The organism is Aurantimonas sp. Leaf443 (genome assembly GCF_001425575.1).
Classification (GTDB): Bacteria; Pseudomonadota; Alphaproteobacteria; order Rhizobiales; family Rhizobiaceae; genus Leaf443.
In genome coordinates this window covers 1-14,783 of sequence record NZ_LMRD01000013.1, presented here as the reverse complement: position 1 = coordinate 14,783, position 14,783 = coordinate 1, and the positions used below count along the sequence as shown (strand labels likewise).

Genomic DNA, 14,783 nt, shown 5'->3' with positions numbered 1-14,783 from the left:
GCACGGCGCTCCGAGCGCCGAGGCGGACCGCGATGACCCAGAAGACGCAAGCCCTCCATGCCATCCTCACCGCGCAGCCGGTCATGCCGGTCGTGGCGGTGGCGGACGTCGCCGGCGCGGTGAAGCTTGCCCGCGCGCTCGCCAAGGGCGGGCTCGTCTCCATCGAGATCACGCTGCGCACGCCCGCCGCGCTGGAGGCCATCCGCGCCGTCGCCGACGAAGTGCCGGAGACGACCTGCGGCGCCGGCACCGTGCTCTCGCCGCGCCAGTTCGATCAGGCGGTGGAGGCGGGCGCCCGGTTCGTCGTCTCGCCGGGGGCCACGCACGCCCTCGTGCGCCATGTCGAGGACAGCGAGGTTCCGCTCCTGCCGGGCGCGGCCAGCCCGAGCGAGCTGATGGGCATGATGGAGGCCGGCTACGAGCTCCTGAAGTTCTTCCCCGCCGAGCAGCTGGGGGGCGTTCCCTTCCTCAAGGCGCTGGCGCCCGTCTTCCAGTCCATCCGCTTCTGCCCGACCGGCGGCATCTCCATGACGAATGTCGGCGACTACCTCGCCCTTCCCAACGTCCTGTGCGTCGGCGGCTCCTGGGTCGCGCCGAAGGAGGCCGTCGAGGCCGGCGATTTCGACACGATCACCCGCCTCGCCGCCGAGGCCGCCGCGCTGAAGGCCTGAGCCGCCCGGAGAGGGAGACGAGCGGCCCGCCGCGGGCCGCCGTCGCGGGGTCCTTGCACCGGACCCGCACCTGCGCTACGCAAGAGGCCGGAGCGCGGGTGTAGTTCAGCGGTAGAACGCCAGCTTCCCAAGCTGGATGTCGTGGGTTCGATCCCCATCGCCCGCTCCAATCCTTCCTGAAGACCGAACTCCTTTCGACGGCCGAGCGAGATCCGCGCGTCGGCGTGGCGAGCGATCTGCGTTTCATGCCGGCCGGTGCGGCATCGCCCTCGTCTGCCCGCGCGGTCCCGATGCCCGGGGTAATCGCGGCGCGCCGGCCGCTCGCATCGCGCCCGGCGGGCGGCATTCTCTCGGTCCTCGGCAGAGGATCTTAAATGTTCGCCTCCATGATCGTGTCGTTCGATCGGAGGCGACATGGGCGCTCAACTTCGCCATGCGGATCTCCAGCCGGGAAAGAGCCTGGACGGCTGGCTTCGGTTTCCGCCGGCGGTGGCAGACCGCCATGAGAGCGAGTTCGGGGCCCGGCGCGTCGCGGACATGCGGCAGGCGATCTATTTCGGTCTCGCCCTCTACAACGTCTTCAACCTGACGAGCGTCGTCCTGATGCCCGACATCGTCTGGCTGTCGGTGGCGCTGCGCGTCGCCCTCGTCACGCCCGTCTCGCTGTTTCTGGCCTGGGCGATCGGTGCGGTCTCGGCGCGGAACCGCGAGCGGCTGGTGCTGGGCGGCGTGCTCAATGCCTATCTGATCCCGCTCTTCCTGTTCTGGTATTCGGCGGCTCCCTTCGACGCCTACACGTTCAGCGAATTCACGCTGACGCTCGTCTTCGCCAATATGGTGCTGGCGCTGCGGTTCCGGGACGCCGTCGTCTTCACCGGCCTCGCCTTCGCCTTCACTGTGCTGGCGATCGCCACAAAGGCGGGGTTGCCGTTCGGCCTGCGCTGGGTCTTCGTGCTCCAGAGCGCGACCGCCTGCCTCTTCGCCCTCTATGCCAACCAGCGGATGGAGCATCGGCGCTGCGCCGACTATCTCGCCGCGCTCCAGGCGCGGCTGCGCGGCGAGGCGGCGGAGGAGGCGCGGCGCGCCTTCCAGGATCTGGCGGTGACGGACGCCCTGACGGGCCTGCCGAACCGGCGTCTCCTGGAGCAGCGTCTCGACGCCTGGTTCGCCGCGCCCACCGACATCGCGGTGATGATGATCGACATCGACCACTTCAAGGCGTTCAACGACGCGCTCGGGCATCCGGCCGGCGACGACTGCCTGCGCCGGGTCTCGGAGGTGCTGGAGCGCGTGACGGCGGGGCCGGACGCGTTCTGCGCGCGCTTCGGCGGCGAGGAATTCACGGTCCTGGCCCGCGGCATCGCCGATCTGGAGGCGGCGCGGCTCGCCCGGGCGCTTCTGCTCGCGCTCGAGGGCGCCGGCATCGCCCATCCCGCCCGCTCGGACGGGGAGGGCGTCGTCACCGCCAGCGTCGGCATCGCCATGCGGCGCAAGGGGGAGGAGGCCTCGAAGGAGGCGGTCCTCTCGGCCGCCGACCGGGCGCTGTACGAGGCCAAGCGGCGGGGGCGGAACTGCTTTTCGCTGGATCTCGGCTCGCCCCTCCCGCTCGCGCAACGCGATTGAGGCCTATGGGGCTCGCGGCGTTCTGCGGCAGGGGACGGGCTTCCGCCGCCGGCCTTCGCCGCGCCGAGGGGCCGGCGCGGCGCGCAGATGCTGGAGCGAGCGCCCGTCAGCCGGCGTCGGCTTCGCCCTCGCCCTCGGGCGCGCGCAGATAGGGCTCGACGGGGCCGCTGAGCTTGATCGTCAGCGGCTTGCCGCGGCGGTCCTTGGCGTTGCCGGCGGCCACGCGCACCCAGCCCTCGCTGACGCAGTATTCCTCGACATTGGTCTTCTCGGCGCCCTTGAAGCGGATGCCGACGCCGCGTGCCAGAAGCGCCTCGTCGTAGAAGGGGCTGTCGACGTCGGCGCTCAGGCGGTCGGGCAGGGTCGTGTCGCTCATCGCGTCTGGTCTCCTTGGTGGAAGCGTCCCGGGGGTGCCGCGAGGGGCAGGGGCCGCTCTATCCTGGTGGCTTGCCTGCGGAAGGGCGTGCCTTCCGCCGTTCGTTCGTGCCCGGCCCATACGACGCCGGCGCCGCTCTGCCAACGCCCGAAAGGCGCGAAAACGAAGAAGCCGCCCGGGCTTGCGGCCCGGGCGGCTTCTGGAAACGTGGGGATCGACGGTCCGGCGCCTATTCGGCGGGGACGAGCGCGGGCTCGCGGGTGACCGCTTCGGCCGGGCGATCGCCGGCGAGGACGGCGGCGAGGCGCGTCTCGTCGAGCTCGCCTTCCCACCTGGCGACGACGAGCGTTGCGACGGCGTTGCCGACGAGGTTGGTCAGCGCCCGGCATTCCGACATGAAGCGGTCGATGCCGAGGATGAGCGCCATGCCGGCGACCGGCACGTCCGGCACGACGGAGAGGGTGGCCGCCAGCGTGATGAAGCCCGCGCCCGTGATGCCGGCCGCGCCCTTGGAGGAGAGCATGGCGACGCCCAGCAGCAGGAGCTGCTGCCAGATCGTCAGCTCGATATTCGTCGCCTGCGCGATGAAGAGAGCCGCCAGCGTCATGTAGATGTTGGTGCCGTCGAGATTGAAGGAATAGCCGGTCGGGATAACGAGGCCGACGACCGACTTCTTGGCGCCGGCATTCTCCATCTTGGCCATCAGCGTCGGCAGGGCGGCCTCCGAGGAGGAGGTGCCGAGGACGAGCAGCAGCTCCTCCTTGATGTAGCGCACGAGCGAGACGATCGAGAAGCCGTTGTAGCGGCAGACCGCGCCCAGGACGACGAACACGAAGAGGAACGAGGTGAGGTAGAAGGTGCCGACCAGGAAGGCGAGATTGACCACCGAGCCGATGCCGTATTTGCCGATGGTGAAGGCCATGGCGCCGAAGGCGCCGATCGGGGCGGCCTTCATGAGGATGCCGACCAGCTTGAACATCGGCGCGGAGACCGCGACGAGGAAATCGGTGACGGGCGCCGCCTTCTCGCCGACCATGGCCAGCGACAGGCCGAAGAGGACCGAGAAGAACAGGACCTGCAGGATGTCGCCCGAGGCGAAGGCCCCGACGATGGTCGTGGGGATGATGTTGGAGAGAAAGCCCGTGATGGTCTGGTCGTGGGCCTTGGAGGCATAGTCGGCGACGGCCGTCGGGTCGAGCGAGGCGGGGTCGATGTTGAGGCCCGCGCCCGGCTGCACGACATTGGCGACGACGAGGCCGACGAAGAGCGCCAGCGTCGAGAAGGTCAGGAAGTAGAGCATCGCCTTGCCAGCCACGCGGCCGACCTTCTTCAGGTCGCTCATGCCGGCGATGCCGGTGGCGACCGTCAGGAAGATCACCGGGGCGATGATCATCTTCACGAGCTTGATGAAGGCGTCGCCGAGCGGCTTCAGGCTGGCGCCGAGCTCGGGATGGAAATGGCCGAGCGTGATGCCGGCGGCGATGGCCACGAGCACCTGCACGTAGAGCTGGGCGTAGAGCGGCTTGCGCGGAGCCGGCGCCGTGCCGGCGGCTTCTGCGATCTGCATGGGTCGTCTCCCTCGCCGGATCGGCCGGCCCTTCCCGGGGCGCGGCGCCGTTTCTCCCTTGGCGACCCATCCGGCGACGGTCGCATCACCACCATGGCAAGCGCCGTGCCAAGTGCCGGAACACCTCCCATGCGCGGCGCGCAGGGGTCCGGGCGATCCGACGAAGCCCGGCGACGGGGCCTTTCGTGCGAAATCCCGCACAGATCCGGCTTCCGGCGTGCGGATTTCCGCCCTATGTGTGGATTTCGTGACAAGCGCCGGAGCGGCTGGGGCGGGGAGGGGTTGCGATGATCGAACCGGCCCCCAGGACGGCCGCGACGGCGACGGCGACGGCGACGGCCGCCGGTCGGTCGCGTCGCGGCGGACGGGTCCGGTTCCGGCCGGCCATGCTGCTCGCGCCCTGTCTCGGGGCGGGATCGCTCCTCTGCGTGGCGGCGGCCGGCTGGTTCGCCGCCGAGGAGGCGCGGCTCGATCTCCTGGAACGCGCGCGCTCCGGCCTCACGCTCTCTTCCGCCGCCCTGTCCGGCCAGATCGAGAAGCAGCGCCTCCTGCCGCTCGCGCTCTCGCGCGACGCCGAACTCGCCGGTCTCCTCCGGACGCCGGACAGGGGACTCGCGGCGCGGCTCGACGCGCGGCTGGAGGCCCTGGCGGCCGAGGCGCAGGCGTCGGTGCTCTACGTGGTGGGCGCCGACGGGATCACGGTGGCCTCCAGCAACGCGGGCACGCCGCAGAGCTTCGTGGGCGCCTCCTACCGCTTCCGCCGCTATTTCGCGGAGGCGATGGCGAAGGGCCGGGCGCTGCAATACGCGCTCGGCACGGTGAGCCGGCGCCCCGGCCTCTATCTCTCGCAGCGCGTCGACGCTCCGGCCGGCCCGCTCGGCACGGTCGTCGTCAAGGTCGAGTTCGACGATCTGGAGGCGCGCTGGCGCGAGGCGGGGTTCCTCGCCTTCGTCTCCGACGCCAGCGGCACGGTGCTCGCCACGAGCGTGCCCGCCTGGCGCTTCGGCGTCCTCTCGCCCGTCGACGCCGAGCAGGCGGCGGACATACGCGACGACCTGCAGAACCCGGACGCGCCGCTGCGGCCGCTGCCGCTGGCGGCCGAGCCGGGCGGCCTCTGGCGCGTCGGCGCCGGCAAGGCGGTGCCCGCCGGGCTCTATGTGGAGGCGGCCGGCGCGATCCCCGGCGCGCCCGGCGACTGGCGGCTGCACGTGTTCCTGCCGGCCGGACCGGCGCTCGCGCGGGCGGCGGCGAATGCCCGGCTGATCGCGGGGCTCGTTCTCGTGGCGGCCGGGCTCCTCGCCGCGCTCGTCGTGCGGCGCCGGCGCGCGCTGCGCCAGCGCCAGGAGACGCTGTCGGCGATGAATGCCGAGCTGGAGACGCGCGTCGCCGAGCGCACCCGGGCGCTGCGCCACGCGAACGAGGCGCTGACCGGCGAGATCGCCGGGCGGCGCGGCGCCGAGGCGCGCGTCCAGAACCTGCGCGACGAGCTGGCGCAGGCCAACCGCCTCTCGCTCCTCGGCCAGATCGCCGCCGGCGTCGCCCACGAGATCAACCAGCCGCTCGCCGCCATCCGCACCTATGCCGAGAATGCCGGCCGCTTCCTCGGCCTCGGGCGGGCGGAACCGGCGGCGGAGAACCTTGCCTCCATCGTCGCGCTCACCGGCCGCGTCGCGGCGATCACCGACACGTTGAAGAGCTTCTCGCGCCGCGCGACCGGGCCGGTGGAGCCCGTGCGCCTCGGCGAGGCGCTGGACGGGGCGCTGTCGCTCCTGGCGGGCCGCATCGACGGCTCGGGCATCGCCATCGAACGCGCCGATCCGGGCGACCTCCGCGTCTCGGCGAGCCGCATCCGCCTGGAGCAGATCCTCGTCAACCTCCTGCAGAACGCGCTCGACGCGCTCGCCGGACGTCCCGATCCGCGCATCGTCGTCACGGTCGAGGCGCGCGCCGAAACGGTGGTCGTCACGGTGGCCGACAACGGGCCGGGCCTGTCCCCGGAGATCGAGAGGACGCTGTTCATGCCGTTCGTGACCACGAAGGAGAAGGGTCTCGGCCTCGGCCTCGTCATCTGCGGCGAGATCGCGCGCGAGTTCGGCGGGTCGCTGGCGCTCGCGCCGGGCAGGGGACCCGGCGCCGCCTTCGCCCTGACGCTGAGGCGCGCGCCATGACGCCTCTGCCCGTCGTCCTCGTCGACGACGACGCCGACCTTCGCCGCGCGACGGCGCAGATGCTGGAGCTCGAGGGCTTCTCGCCCCGGCCCTTCGCCGACGCGCCGGCGGCGCTCGCCAGCCTCGACGAGAGCTTTCCGGGCTGCGTCGTCACCGATATCCGCATGCCCGGCATGGACGGGCTGGAGCTCTTCTCGCGCCTGCGCGCGCTCGACCCCGAGATCCCGGTGATCCTCGTGACCGGCCATGGCGACGTCGATCTCGCCGTGTCGGCGATGAAGGACGGCGCCTATGACTTCATCGCCAAGCCGTTTTCGGGCGAGCGCATAGCCGGCACGCTGCGCCGGGCGCTGGAGACGCGGCGCCTGGTCCTGGAGAACCGCGCCCTGCGCGCCATGGCCGCGCGCAGCGGCGACGACGGGCCGCTGATCGGCGAGGCGCCGGCGATCCGGCGCCTGCGCGAGGCGCTGCGCCAGATCGCCGACACCGATGTCGACGTCCTGGTGGAGGGCGAGACCGGCACCGGCAAGGAGGTGGTCGCCGACCTCCTGCACCGCTGGAGCCGGCGGCGCGACCGGCCCTTCGTGGCGCTGAACTGCGGCGCGCTGCCCGAGACGGTGATCGACGCCGAGCTCTTCGGCTTCGAGGCCGGCGCCTTCACCGGCGCGCAGAAGCGGCGCGTCGGGCGCATCGAGCATTCGGGCGGGGGCACGCTCTTCCTCGACGAGATCGAGTCCATGCCGCCGGCCTTGCAGGTGAAGCTCCTGCGCGTCCTGGAGACGCGCCAGGTCGATCCGCTCGGCACCAACGCCCCGCGCCGCATCGATCTGCGCGTCGTCGCCGCGGTGAAGATCGACCTCTCGGACCCGGCCGCGCGCGGCGACTTCCGCGAGGACCTCTACTACCGGCTGAACGTGGTGACGCTGCGCATCCCGCCGCTGCGCGAGCGTCGCGAGGACGTGCCGCTCCTGTTCGGGCATTTCCTGCGGCGCGCGGCCGAGCGCTTCGGCCGGCCGGTGCCGGCGCTCTCGCCCGCCCTCTCGCGCCATCTCGCGGCGCATGACTGGCCGGGCAACGTGCGCGAACTGGTGCATTTCGCCGAGCGCACCGTGCTCGGCCTCGATCCCGATATCGGCCTTGCCGCCCCGGCCACGCGCCCGGCGCAAGGTCCGGACGACCTTCTGTCGGCGGACGAGGGCCTGAGCCTTCCCGAGCGGCTCGACCGGCACGAGGCCGCGCTCATCCGCTCCACGCTGGAGCGCCATCGCGGCGACGTGCGCCGGAGCCTCGAGGCGCTCGGCATTGCGCGAAAGACCTTCTACGACAAGCTGCAGCGCCACGGGATCTCCCGACGCGACTTCGAATAGGGGCGCGCCCGGCTTGCGCGGGGCTTGCCGGGCGGCGCGACAAGGTGCGCGCACCGGCCGGCACGCCATTTTCATGTCTGCTTCGTCTGGCAGAGGGAGGGGCAAACCGCCTCGGCCGGCGCCGGCCGGCGGCCATGGTATCCCTTTGCACCGGAGCGCGGTCCGCCGCCTCCGCGGAGTGTCGTGATGAAGACCTGCCTCCTGTCCCTTCTCGCCGGCAGCGCCATCCTGGCGAGCCTCGTGCCGGCGGCGGCGCAGTATTACGACCCGCGCGACGACTTCGCCTACGGTGCCCCGTCCGACGGGGAGATCTTCGTCGACCAGTATGGCCGCCAGGTCGTGGTGGACCGCAACGGCAACGTGGTGGTGCTGGAGCAGCCGCGCCGCCAGCAGGCGCGCGAGCGCCGCGAGCAGAATCTGAGCCGGCGCGGCGCGATCATCGACGCGCCGCCGCCGCCGGGCGTGACGCTGGAGGGCCCGATCCGCATGGCGCCGCCGCCCGGCGTCTACGGCGCGCCGGGCTTCGAGGAGCCGGGCTACCGCGACGAGGCGACCGTGCCGCCCTTCGAGGGCGAGAGCCGCGGCGGGCCGATCGAGGCGCGGCCGCTGCCGGCGCCCGACGGCTACGGCATGCCGGACGCGCTGCCGGGCGCAAGCCCGAGCGAGACCGCCGCCATTCCCGGCGACACCGGCCTCGGCCTGCCCGATCCCGGCGCCTCGATCCTCGGCGGACCCGGCGCCGTCGGCGAGGGCGCGACCGTCCACGAGAGCCGCCCCGCGCCCACCGTGCCGACGCCCAAGGGGCCGAACGCCAAGGCCGAGATCGCCGCCATCCAGGTCATCCTCGACCGCGCCGGCATGTCGCCCGGCGTCATCGACGGGCGCACGGGCTCCAACGTCAACAAGGCCGCCGCGGCCTACGAGGAGAAATACGGCCGGCCGCTGCCGACCGGCGACCCGCGCGCCATCGCCGAGGAGCTCGACGCCAGCGGCGGCCCGGCCATCGTCACCTACGAGATCACCGCCGAGGACGTCTCGGGCCCCTACGTCGCCTCCATCCCCTCCGACTACGGCGAGAAGGCGCTCCTGCCGGCCATGTCCTACGAGCGCGTCACCGAGATGCTCGGCGAGCGCTTCCACATGGACGAGGCCTATCTGAAGGAGATCAATCCCGGCGCCGACTTCACCCGGCCGGGAACGCGCGTGAAGGTCGCCGCCGTCGGCGAGACCGTGAAGGGCGAGGTCGTGCGCATCGAGGCCGACAAGGGCCGCGAACAGGTGCGCGCCTACGGCGCCGACGGCACGCTGATCGCCGCCTATCCTTCCACGATCGGCTCCTCCGACACGCCTTCGCCCTCCGGCACCGTGCAGGTGAGCCGCATCGCCTTCGATCCGAACTACACCTACAACCCGAAGATCAACTTCAAGCAGGGCACCAACGACAAGATCCTGACCATCCCGCCCGGCCCCAACGGCCCGGTGGGCACGATCTGGGTCGCGCTCTCCAAGCCGACCTACGGCATCCACGGCACGCCCGAGCCCTCGCAGATCGGCAAGACCAACAGCCACGGCTGCGTGCGCCTGACCAACTGGGACGCGGCGGAACTCGCCAAGATGGTCAAGCCCGGCACGACGGTCGAGTTCATCGAGTAGCGGCGAGGGGCTTTGACGTTTCGTTCACCATGACGGTCTTTCGCCAGGGTGGACGGAGCCCTAACGCGGGCCAGCGCGTTGTGCGGGCGATCCTTTGTGATGCGGGGCCCGCGATGACACTCTCCCACCTCTTCGGGGCCGCGCTGGCGGCCTCGCTCCTGTCCGGCACCGCGCTGGCGGCCTCCGCGCCGCTCAGCCGCGAGGCGATCGACGGCGCGAGCTTCGCCGACTGGCAAGCGCGCCAGGCCGAGGCGCAGGACGTGGCGGCGGACGCCGCCGCCGATCCGACCGTGCCGGAGGTGGAGGAGAAGGCGCCGGGGCAGGCGGACGAGGCCGTGCCGCAGGACGGCGCGGAGGCTGAGGCCGCCGCCGACGGCGTCGACATCGCCGCGCCGGCCGAGGTCGAGGTGACGGGCGAGCCGGACAAGGTGGTGGAGACGCCCGCCAACTCCACCGACCTGCCCGACGAGGCCGGCCTGCAGGCCGCCGACGAGCCGCAGACCGCCGATCCGTTCCTCGTGCGCCTGCAGATCCTGCTCGACCGCGCGCATGCCTCGCCCGGCGTCATCGACGGCTTCTCGGGCGGCAACACCAAGAAGGCGATCGGTGCCTACGAGGCGATGAACGACCTGCCGGTCGACGGCGAGCCGGACGCCGAACTCTGGGCGAAGCTCGAGGCGGACGGCGCGCCGGCGGTCAAGACCTACGAGATCACCGAGGCGGACGTGAAGGGCCCCTTCGTGAAGGAACTGCCCAGCGACTATGCCGAGCTCGCCAAGCTGAAGTCGCTCGCCTATTCCGGCCCGCTGGAGATGCTCGCCGAACGCTTCCACATGGACGAGCAGCTCCTGACGGCGCTGAACCCGCAGGCCGATTTCGACAAGCCGGGGACCACGATCCTCGTCGCCGACACCGGCGCCGAGCCGACCACCAAGGTCGCGCGCATCGTCGTCGACAAGACCCGGGGCGAACTCATCGCCTATGACGGCGAGGACCGCATCGTCCTCGTCGATCCCGCCACGATCGGCTCGCCCGACTCGCCCTCGCCGAGCGGCACGGTGGAGGTGAAGGGCGTGGCGCCCGAGCCGACCTATTCCTACGATCCCTCCAAGAACTTCAAGCAGGGCGACAATACCGAGAAGCTGACGCTGCCGGCCGGCCCCAACGGCCCCGTCGGCTCGGTCTGGATCGACTTGTCCAAACCGACCTACGGCATTCACGGCACGCCCAATCCCGACATGATCGACAAGGGCGAGAGCCACGGCTGCGTGCGCCTGACCAACTGGGACGCCGAGGCGCTGGCCGAACTCGTGGAGCCGTCCAAGACCGTGGTCGAGTTCAAGGGATGAGCGCCCCCATGCGGCCGCTCGCCGCCGCGATGGCCCTGCTCCTCCTCGGCGCGGCGCCGGCCGGCGCGCAATCGCCGCTGCCCTGGCCGGACGCCAATCCGCTGGAGGGCCCCGCCCGCCAGGCGCCGGAAAAGCGCCCGCGCCGCGCGGAGCCGGCGCGCGAGCGCCCGGCGGCCGTGACCGGGACGGTGCCGGCCGAAGCGGCAGTGCCCGTGCCGCAGGACAAGCCGGCCGCCCCGGACGCTTCGGCATCGCCCGCGCCGCGCCCGGACACCGAAGGCGAGGCGCCGGACGCGCCGCTGCCGGCGGAAAGCCCCGCCGCCGACGTGGCGGTGCCGGCCGAGGCCCCCGCGACGCCGGCTGCGCCCGCCGCCGGTGTTCCCGCTCCCGACGTGCCCGCCCCGAGCCCCGCGCCGCTCGACGAGGGGGAGGCCCCGGTCCGGGCCGAGGGCGTGCCGCCGCTGCCCGAGGCAAGGCCGGGCTCGACGGCCGCCGACCCGACACCGCCCGCCGGCCCGAGCCCGGCGCCCGAGCCGGCAGCCGCTCCCGCCGCGACGCCGGCACCCGCTGACGCCGCGCCGGCCAGACCCGCCGCGCCCGATCTGCCGGACAATTCCCCGGAGGCGCTGAAGTCGCGCCTGCCGGACGTGACTCCGGCCGCGTCCGTGGCGGCCGCCGCCGCCGTCGAGGATGCCGAGGCCTGCGAGAGCGAGCTGAAGCGCCGGGGCGTGACCTTCACCGTCGAGGACAGTATCAGCGAGGGCGAATGCGGCGTGCTGCGGCCCGTTCGCGTCACGCGTCTCTCGTCCGGCGTCGCCGTCTCGCCCGCTACGCAGATGCTCTGCCGCGCGGCGCTCGCGCTCGACGCCTGGATGAGCGAGGGCGTGGTGCCCGCGGCACGGGCCGAGTTCCCGAAGGAGACGCTCACCGAGTTCCGCCACGCCTCGACCTATGTGTGCCGGCCGCGCGCTTCGGAGAACGGCATTTCCGAACACGCGCGCGGCAGCGCCATCGACATTGCCGGTTTCGTCTTCGAGGGCGGGCGCACGATCGGCGTGGAGGCGCAAAGCCCCGGCAGCGCCGAGGAACGGTTCCAGGCCGCCGTGCGCGCCGCGGCCTGCGGCCCGTTCAGGACCGTGCTCGGCCCCGGCACGGATGCGGACCACGACACGCATTTCCACCTCGACATCGCCGCCCGCAAGGGCGGGGCGACCTATTGCCGGTGATGCCGCCGCGCCTTTGGACCGAGCCTTCCCGACATGGGCCGCGCGGCGCCGGAGCGTCGCCCGCCCTGCATCGTCCTGACGCGCCGCCTCTACGCCGCGCTCTCGGGCAGCGGCCCGCCGCCCGGCCTCCTCGCCTTCGCTCTCGCCTCGCTCCTCGTCTATGCGACGGCCGCGCTCCTGCGGGGCCACGCACCGCGCCTCTTCGCGCATCTGACGGGCGCGGACGCGGCGCGCGCCGTCCCGCGGTTCGGCCTGGATCTGTCCACGTCCCGCCGCTGAGCGACGCCGGACCTTTACCGGCTCGTCGCCAGGAGCGGCTGCTCGACATGGTCCTTCAGGAGATTGTCGATGCGGTCGCGCTCGCGCTGGAACGTCTCGAGCTGCGCGCCCGCCAGGACGCGGCCGGAGGGCAGCTTGATGCGCATCGGGTCCACCTTCGTGCCGTTCACCGTCACCTCGTAATGGAGATGGTTGCCGGTGGAGAGGCCGGTCGAGCCGACATAGCCGATGATCTGGCCCTGGCGCACCCGCGCCCCGGCGCGGATGCCCGGCGCGATCTGGCTCTGGTGCGAATAGGAGGTCTCGTAGCCGTTGGCGTGGCGCAGCACGGTCTGGCGGCCGTAACCGCTGGTCCAGCCGGATTTCTCCACGATGCCGGCGCCCGAGGCGAGGATCGGCGCACCGCGCGGCGCGGCCCAGTCGACGCCCCAGTGCGGGCGCACATAGCCGAGCACGGGATGCTTGCGCCCCGTCGAGAAGGAGGAGGTGAAGCGGGCGTTCGGCACCGGCTTGCGCAACAGGAACTGGTTCGCGCTGCGCCCGTCCTCGTCGTAATAGTCGGTCTGGTCGTCATCCGTGCGGAACCGGTAGAAGCGCTTGACGGTGCCGCCGAAACTGACCTCGACATAAAGGATTTCGGAACTGTCGCCCGCCGCTTCCTCGCCCTTTTCCAGCGTGTAGAAGACCGACATGCGGTCGGCGGGGCTGAGGCGCGACTGGAGATCGACTTCCGTCGCGAGCATGCGGATGAGCTGGCGGCAGAGCCGTCCGTTCAGCCCGTAGGAAAGCGCCGCCTGGTAGATGCCGTCGTAGACCGTCGGCATGTCCGCGCGCATGGGCGCCTCGGAGGCGTTCTCGTCGAAGGCTTCGGCCACCGCCTCGCCCATTTCGGGGGCGAGCGCCGGCTCGAACGGACCGTCCTCGGTCTGGGCGACGCTCGCCAGGTGCTTGTCGCCGCGATAGACCGAGAGGCGCACGATCGTCCGGCGCCCGTTCTCCGTCTCGATGCCGAGCCGCAATGCGTCTCCGGCCTTCAGCCGGTCGAAATTGAGGAGCCGCGCCATGGTCTGCGCGGCATCGAGCGCGCTCTCGTCGTCGTGGCCGCCGGCCTTCAGTGCCTCGATCATCGTGGCGGGCTCCCTGAGCGGCAGCACCTCCTCGCCGTAGCGCGCGGCCTGCTCGGCCTCGTCGGAGGTCGCCAGCGAGACGTTCTCCTCGATGACGCGGAAGGCTGAACCGGGCTCGTAGGCCTCCGTCACGCCGCTGAGGTCGAAGCGGCCGGGATCGACGGGGGCGAGCGCGGCCATCTGCACGGGCATGGCCGTCTCGGTGATCTCGCTCGCCATGGCGCGCAGCTTCTTCTCCGCGGCCGCCGCGCTCTCCTCGTCCTCCGGCTCGTAGTCGGCCGCCTCGAAGGAGAAGGGCGCCACTTTCAGCCGCACCTCCGATTCCGTGCGCGCGCCGTAGATCTGCGCCGTGCGGGCCGGCTCCACCTCGTCCGTCCCGCCGTCGGAATCGTCGGCGAAGACCTTGAGCGGGTCGAAGGAGGGATAGTCCGAGCCGGCCTGGTGGCGGGCGGCGAGCCGCATGGTCACGTAGCCGAAGGGAAGGGTGCGGATGACCTCGCGGTCGCCCTCGCGCGTGAGCGTCGAGAGTTCGAGGATCTGCTTGGCGCGGGCGACCGGAATGGCGGTCGCGAAGACGCGCTGCCCCTTCTGCGAGAAATCCGCGTCGCGCGGTTCCTCTCGCTCGAAGGCGGCCGGGCGCACCGCGCCGCGATGCCCGTCGAGCGCGGCCGAGAGGGCGATGCCCATCAGGGTCGTGGAGGTGAGGCCCGTCAGCAGCGTGCCGAGAAGCCAGCGCGCCGAGACCTGCCGCCTGTCCGGTCCGCGCCGTCGGTCGGCCACGAGCGCGGGCTCGTCGCCGAAGATGGGTTTGTCGCTCGGCAAACGGTTCATCCGTATCCCTGGAAGTCCCGCTCGCCTCTCGACGAACAAGGTGGCCAAAACGCGACAGTTGAGCCGGACCCGAACCGGGCGCCGCGCGCTGTGGCTTTAACGCCGCATGGCGGCGGGCTCAATGCAGCACGCGCCTCGCGCGCCGGCAAGGGGCGAGCTGCCGGCGACCGTCGGGCGTCACCGGGCGGATGGCGGGCAGGGAGGGTCCGAGCAGAGCGGGGGAGGGGAGAGCGATGAGGGGAGGGGGAGGGCGCGCAGCATGGAGGATGGGGGGAGAGGAGCCGTCTGCCCCGGCTGCGGTCCCGCACCGGCCTTCACCGCACTGACAGAAGGCGGAATGGGAGGGTCCGCCGGGAGAGGGGCCCCAGGAGCGGCGGGCGCAACGCGGAAATGTGGGCCCATTCCTGGGGCAATGCCGTCGAAGGGCGGTTGGGCGCGGCCCGGAGCCCGGCGCCCATCCCACGCTCCGGTCCTGCAACCTGTTGGCTTGTCTCGACGTTTTTCCGATCCGTCGTTTTTCTCGACATTTTTGCGACGTCTGTGTTG

At 72.1% G+C, this 14,783-nt stretch carries 11 protein-coding genes and 1 tRNA gene; 9 read left to right on the top strand and 3 right to left on the bottom strand.

Going from position 1 to position 14,783, the window contains the following annotated elements:
• Positions 1-32 precede the first annotated feature (32 nt).
• The 3 genes from eda (at position 33) to ASG48_RS17150 (ending at position 2,294) form a co-directional block, all read left to right on the top strand.
• Complete coding sequence (gene eda, locus ASG48_RS17160) at positions 33-671, top strand: bifunctional 4-hydroxy-2-oxoglutarate aldolase/2-dehydro-3-deoxy-phosphogluconate aldolase (protein ID WP_055852807.1); 639 nt, start codon at positions 33-35, stop codon at positions 669-671.
• 94 nt (positions 672-765) lie between these two features.
• Positions 766-840: transfer RNA gene (locus ASG48_RS17155), tRNA-Gly, on the top strand.
• A 245-nt stretch (positions 841-1,085) separates the two neighbouring features.
• Positions 1,086-2,294: a GGDEF domain-containing protein gene (locus ASG48_RS17150; protein WP_156381664.1), complete on the top strand. Its 1,209-nt coding sequence runs from the start codon at positions 1,086-1,088 to the stop codon at positions 2,292-2,294.
• 106 nt (positions 2,295-2,400) lie between these two features.
• On the opposite strand, the gene ASG48_RS17145 is transcribed toward ASG48_RS17150, so the two are convergent.
• Both ASG48_RS17145 and ASG48_RS17140 read right to left on the bottom strand, forming a co-directional pair.
• Positions 2,401-2,670: a DUF3297 family protein gene (locus tag ASG48_RS17145; protein WP_055852802.1), complete on the bottom strand. Its 270-nt coding sequence runs from the start codon at positions 2,668-2,670 to the stop codon at positions 2,401-2,403.
• Positions 2,671-2,899: 229 nt separating this feature from the next.
• Positions 2,900-4,237: a dicarboxylate/amino acid:cation symporter gene (locus tag ASG48_RS17140; protein ID WP_055852799.1), complete on the bottom strand. Its 1,338-nt coding sequence runs from the start codon at positions 4,235-4,237 to the stop codon at positions 2,900-2,902.
• Between the two features lie 287 nt (positions 4,238-4,524).
• On the opposite strand from ASG48_RS17140, the gene ASG48_RS17135 reads away from it, so the two are divergent.
• The 6 genes from ASG48_RS17135 (at position 4,525) to ASG48_RS17110 (ending at position 12,279) form a co-directional block, all read left to right on the top strand.
• Positions 4,525-6,405, top strand: coding sequence for an ATP-binding protein (locus ASG48_RS17135; RefSeq protein WP_055852796.1), 1,881 nt, complete (start codon positions 4,525-4,527; stop codon positions 6,403-6,405).
• Entirely contained in the window at positions 6,402-7,772 is a 1,371-nt protein-coding gene (locus ASG48_RS17130) for a sigma-54 dependent transcriptional regulator (protein ID WP_055852793.1), read from the top strand. Before ASG48_RS17135 ends, ASG48_RS17130 begins: the two co-directional genes overlap by 4 nt.
• 186 nt (positions 7,773-7,958) lie before the next feature.
• On the top strand, positions 7,959-9,425 hold the full coding sequence (locus ASG48_RS17125; protein WP_082529565.1) for a L,D-transpeptidase: 1,467 nt from the start codon (positions 7,959-7,961) through the stop codon (positions 9,423-9,425).
• A 113-nt stretch (positions 9,426-9,538) separates the two neighbouring features.
• A complete protein-coding gene (locus tag ASG48_RS17120) occupies positions 9,539-10,774 on the top strand; it encodes a L,D-transpeptidase (protein ID WP_244486938.1) in 1,236 nt (411 codons plus the stop codon).
• Between the two features lie 8 nt (positions 10,775-10,782).
• Positions 10,783-12,000 (top strand): extensin family protein, encoded by a 1,218-nt coding sequence (locus ASG48_RS17115; RefSeq protein ID WP_055852790.1) that lies wholly within the window; start codon positions 10,783-10,785, stop codon positions 11,998-12,000.
• A gap of 33 nt (positions 12,001-12,033) precedes the next feature.
• The gene (locus ASG48_RS17110; RefSeq protein ID WP_055852788.1) at positions 12,034-12,279 is read left to right on the top strand and encodes a hypothetical protein; all 246 of its coding nucleotides are present in this window, start codon (positions 12,034-12,036) and stop codon (positions 12,277-12,279) included.
• A 14-nt stretch (positions 12,280-12,293) separates the two neighbouring features.
• Here ASG48_RS17110 and ASG48_RS17105 read toward each other — a convergent pair whose 3' ends face one another.
• On the bottom strand, positions 12,294-14,237 hold the full coding sequence (locus tag ASG48_RS17105; protein ID WP_055852785.1) for a M23 family metallopeptidase: 1,944 nt from the start codon (positions 14,235-14,237) through the stop codon (positions 12,294-12,296).
• Positions 14,238-14,783 lie beyond the last annotated feature (546 nt).

What these genes read in the sequence shown, in the direction of transcription:
- ASG48_RS17130 (WP_055852793.1), top strand. Translation starts at nt 6,402, where the DNA reads ATGACGCCTCTGCCCGTCGTCCTCGTCGACGACGACGCCGACCTTCGC.
- ASG48_RS17120 (WP_244486938.1), top strand. Translation starts at nt 9,539, where the DNA reads ATGACACTCTCCCACCTCTTCGGGGCCGCGCTGGCGGCCTCGCTCCTG.
- eda (WP_055852807.1), top strand. Translation starts at nt 33, where the DNA reads ATGACCCAGAAGACGCAAGCCCTCCATGCCATCCTCACCGCGCAGCCG.
- ASG48_RS17110 (WP_055852788.1), top strand. Translation starts at nt 12,034, where the DNA reads ATGGGCCGCGCGGCGCCGGAGCGTCGCCCGCCCTGCATCGTCCTGACG.
- ASG48_RS17135 (WP_055852796.1), top strand. Translation starts at nt 4,525, where the DNA reads ATGATCGAACCGGCCCCCAGGACGGCCGCGACGGCGACGGCGACGGCG.
- ASG48_RS17125 (WP_082529565.1), top strand. Translation starts at nt 7,959, where the DNA reads ATGAAGACCTGCCTCCTGTCCCTTCTCGCCGGCAGCGCCATCCTGGCG.
- ASG48_RS17145 (WP_055852802.1), bottom strand. Translation starts at nt 2,670, where the DNA reads ATGAGCGACACGACCCTGCCCGACCGCCTGAGCGCCGACGTCGACAGC.
- ASG48_RS17150 (WP_156381664.1), top strand. Translation starts at nt 1,086, where the DNA reads ATGGGCGCTCAACTTCGCCATGCGGATCTCCAGCCGGGAAAGAGCCTG.
- ASG48_RS17115 (WP_055852790.1), top strand. Translation starts at nt 10,783, where the DNA reads ATGCGGCCGCTCGCCGCCGCGATGGCCCTGCTCCTCCTCGGCGCGGCG.
- ASG48_RS17140 (WP_055852799.1), bottom strand. Translation starts at nt 4,237, where the DNA reads ATGCAGATCGCAGAAGCCGCCGGCACGGCGCCGGCTCCGCGCAAGCCG.
- ASG48_RS17105 (WP_055852785.1), bottom strand. Translation starts at nt 14,237, where the DNA reads ATGAACCGTTTGCCGAGCGACAAACCCATCTTCGGCGACGAGCCCGCG.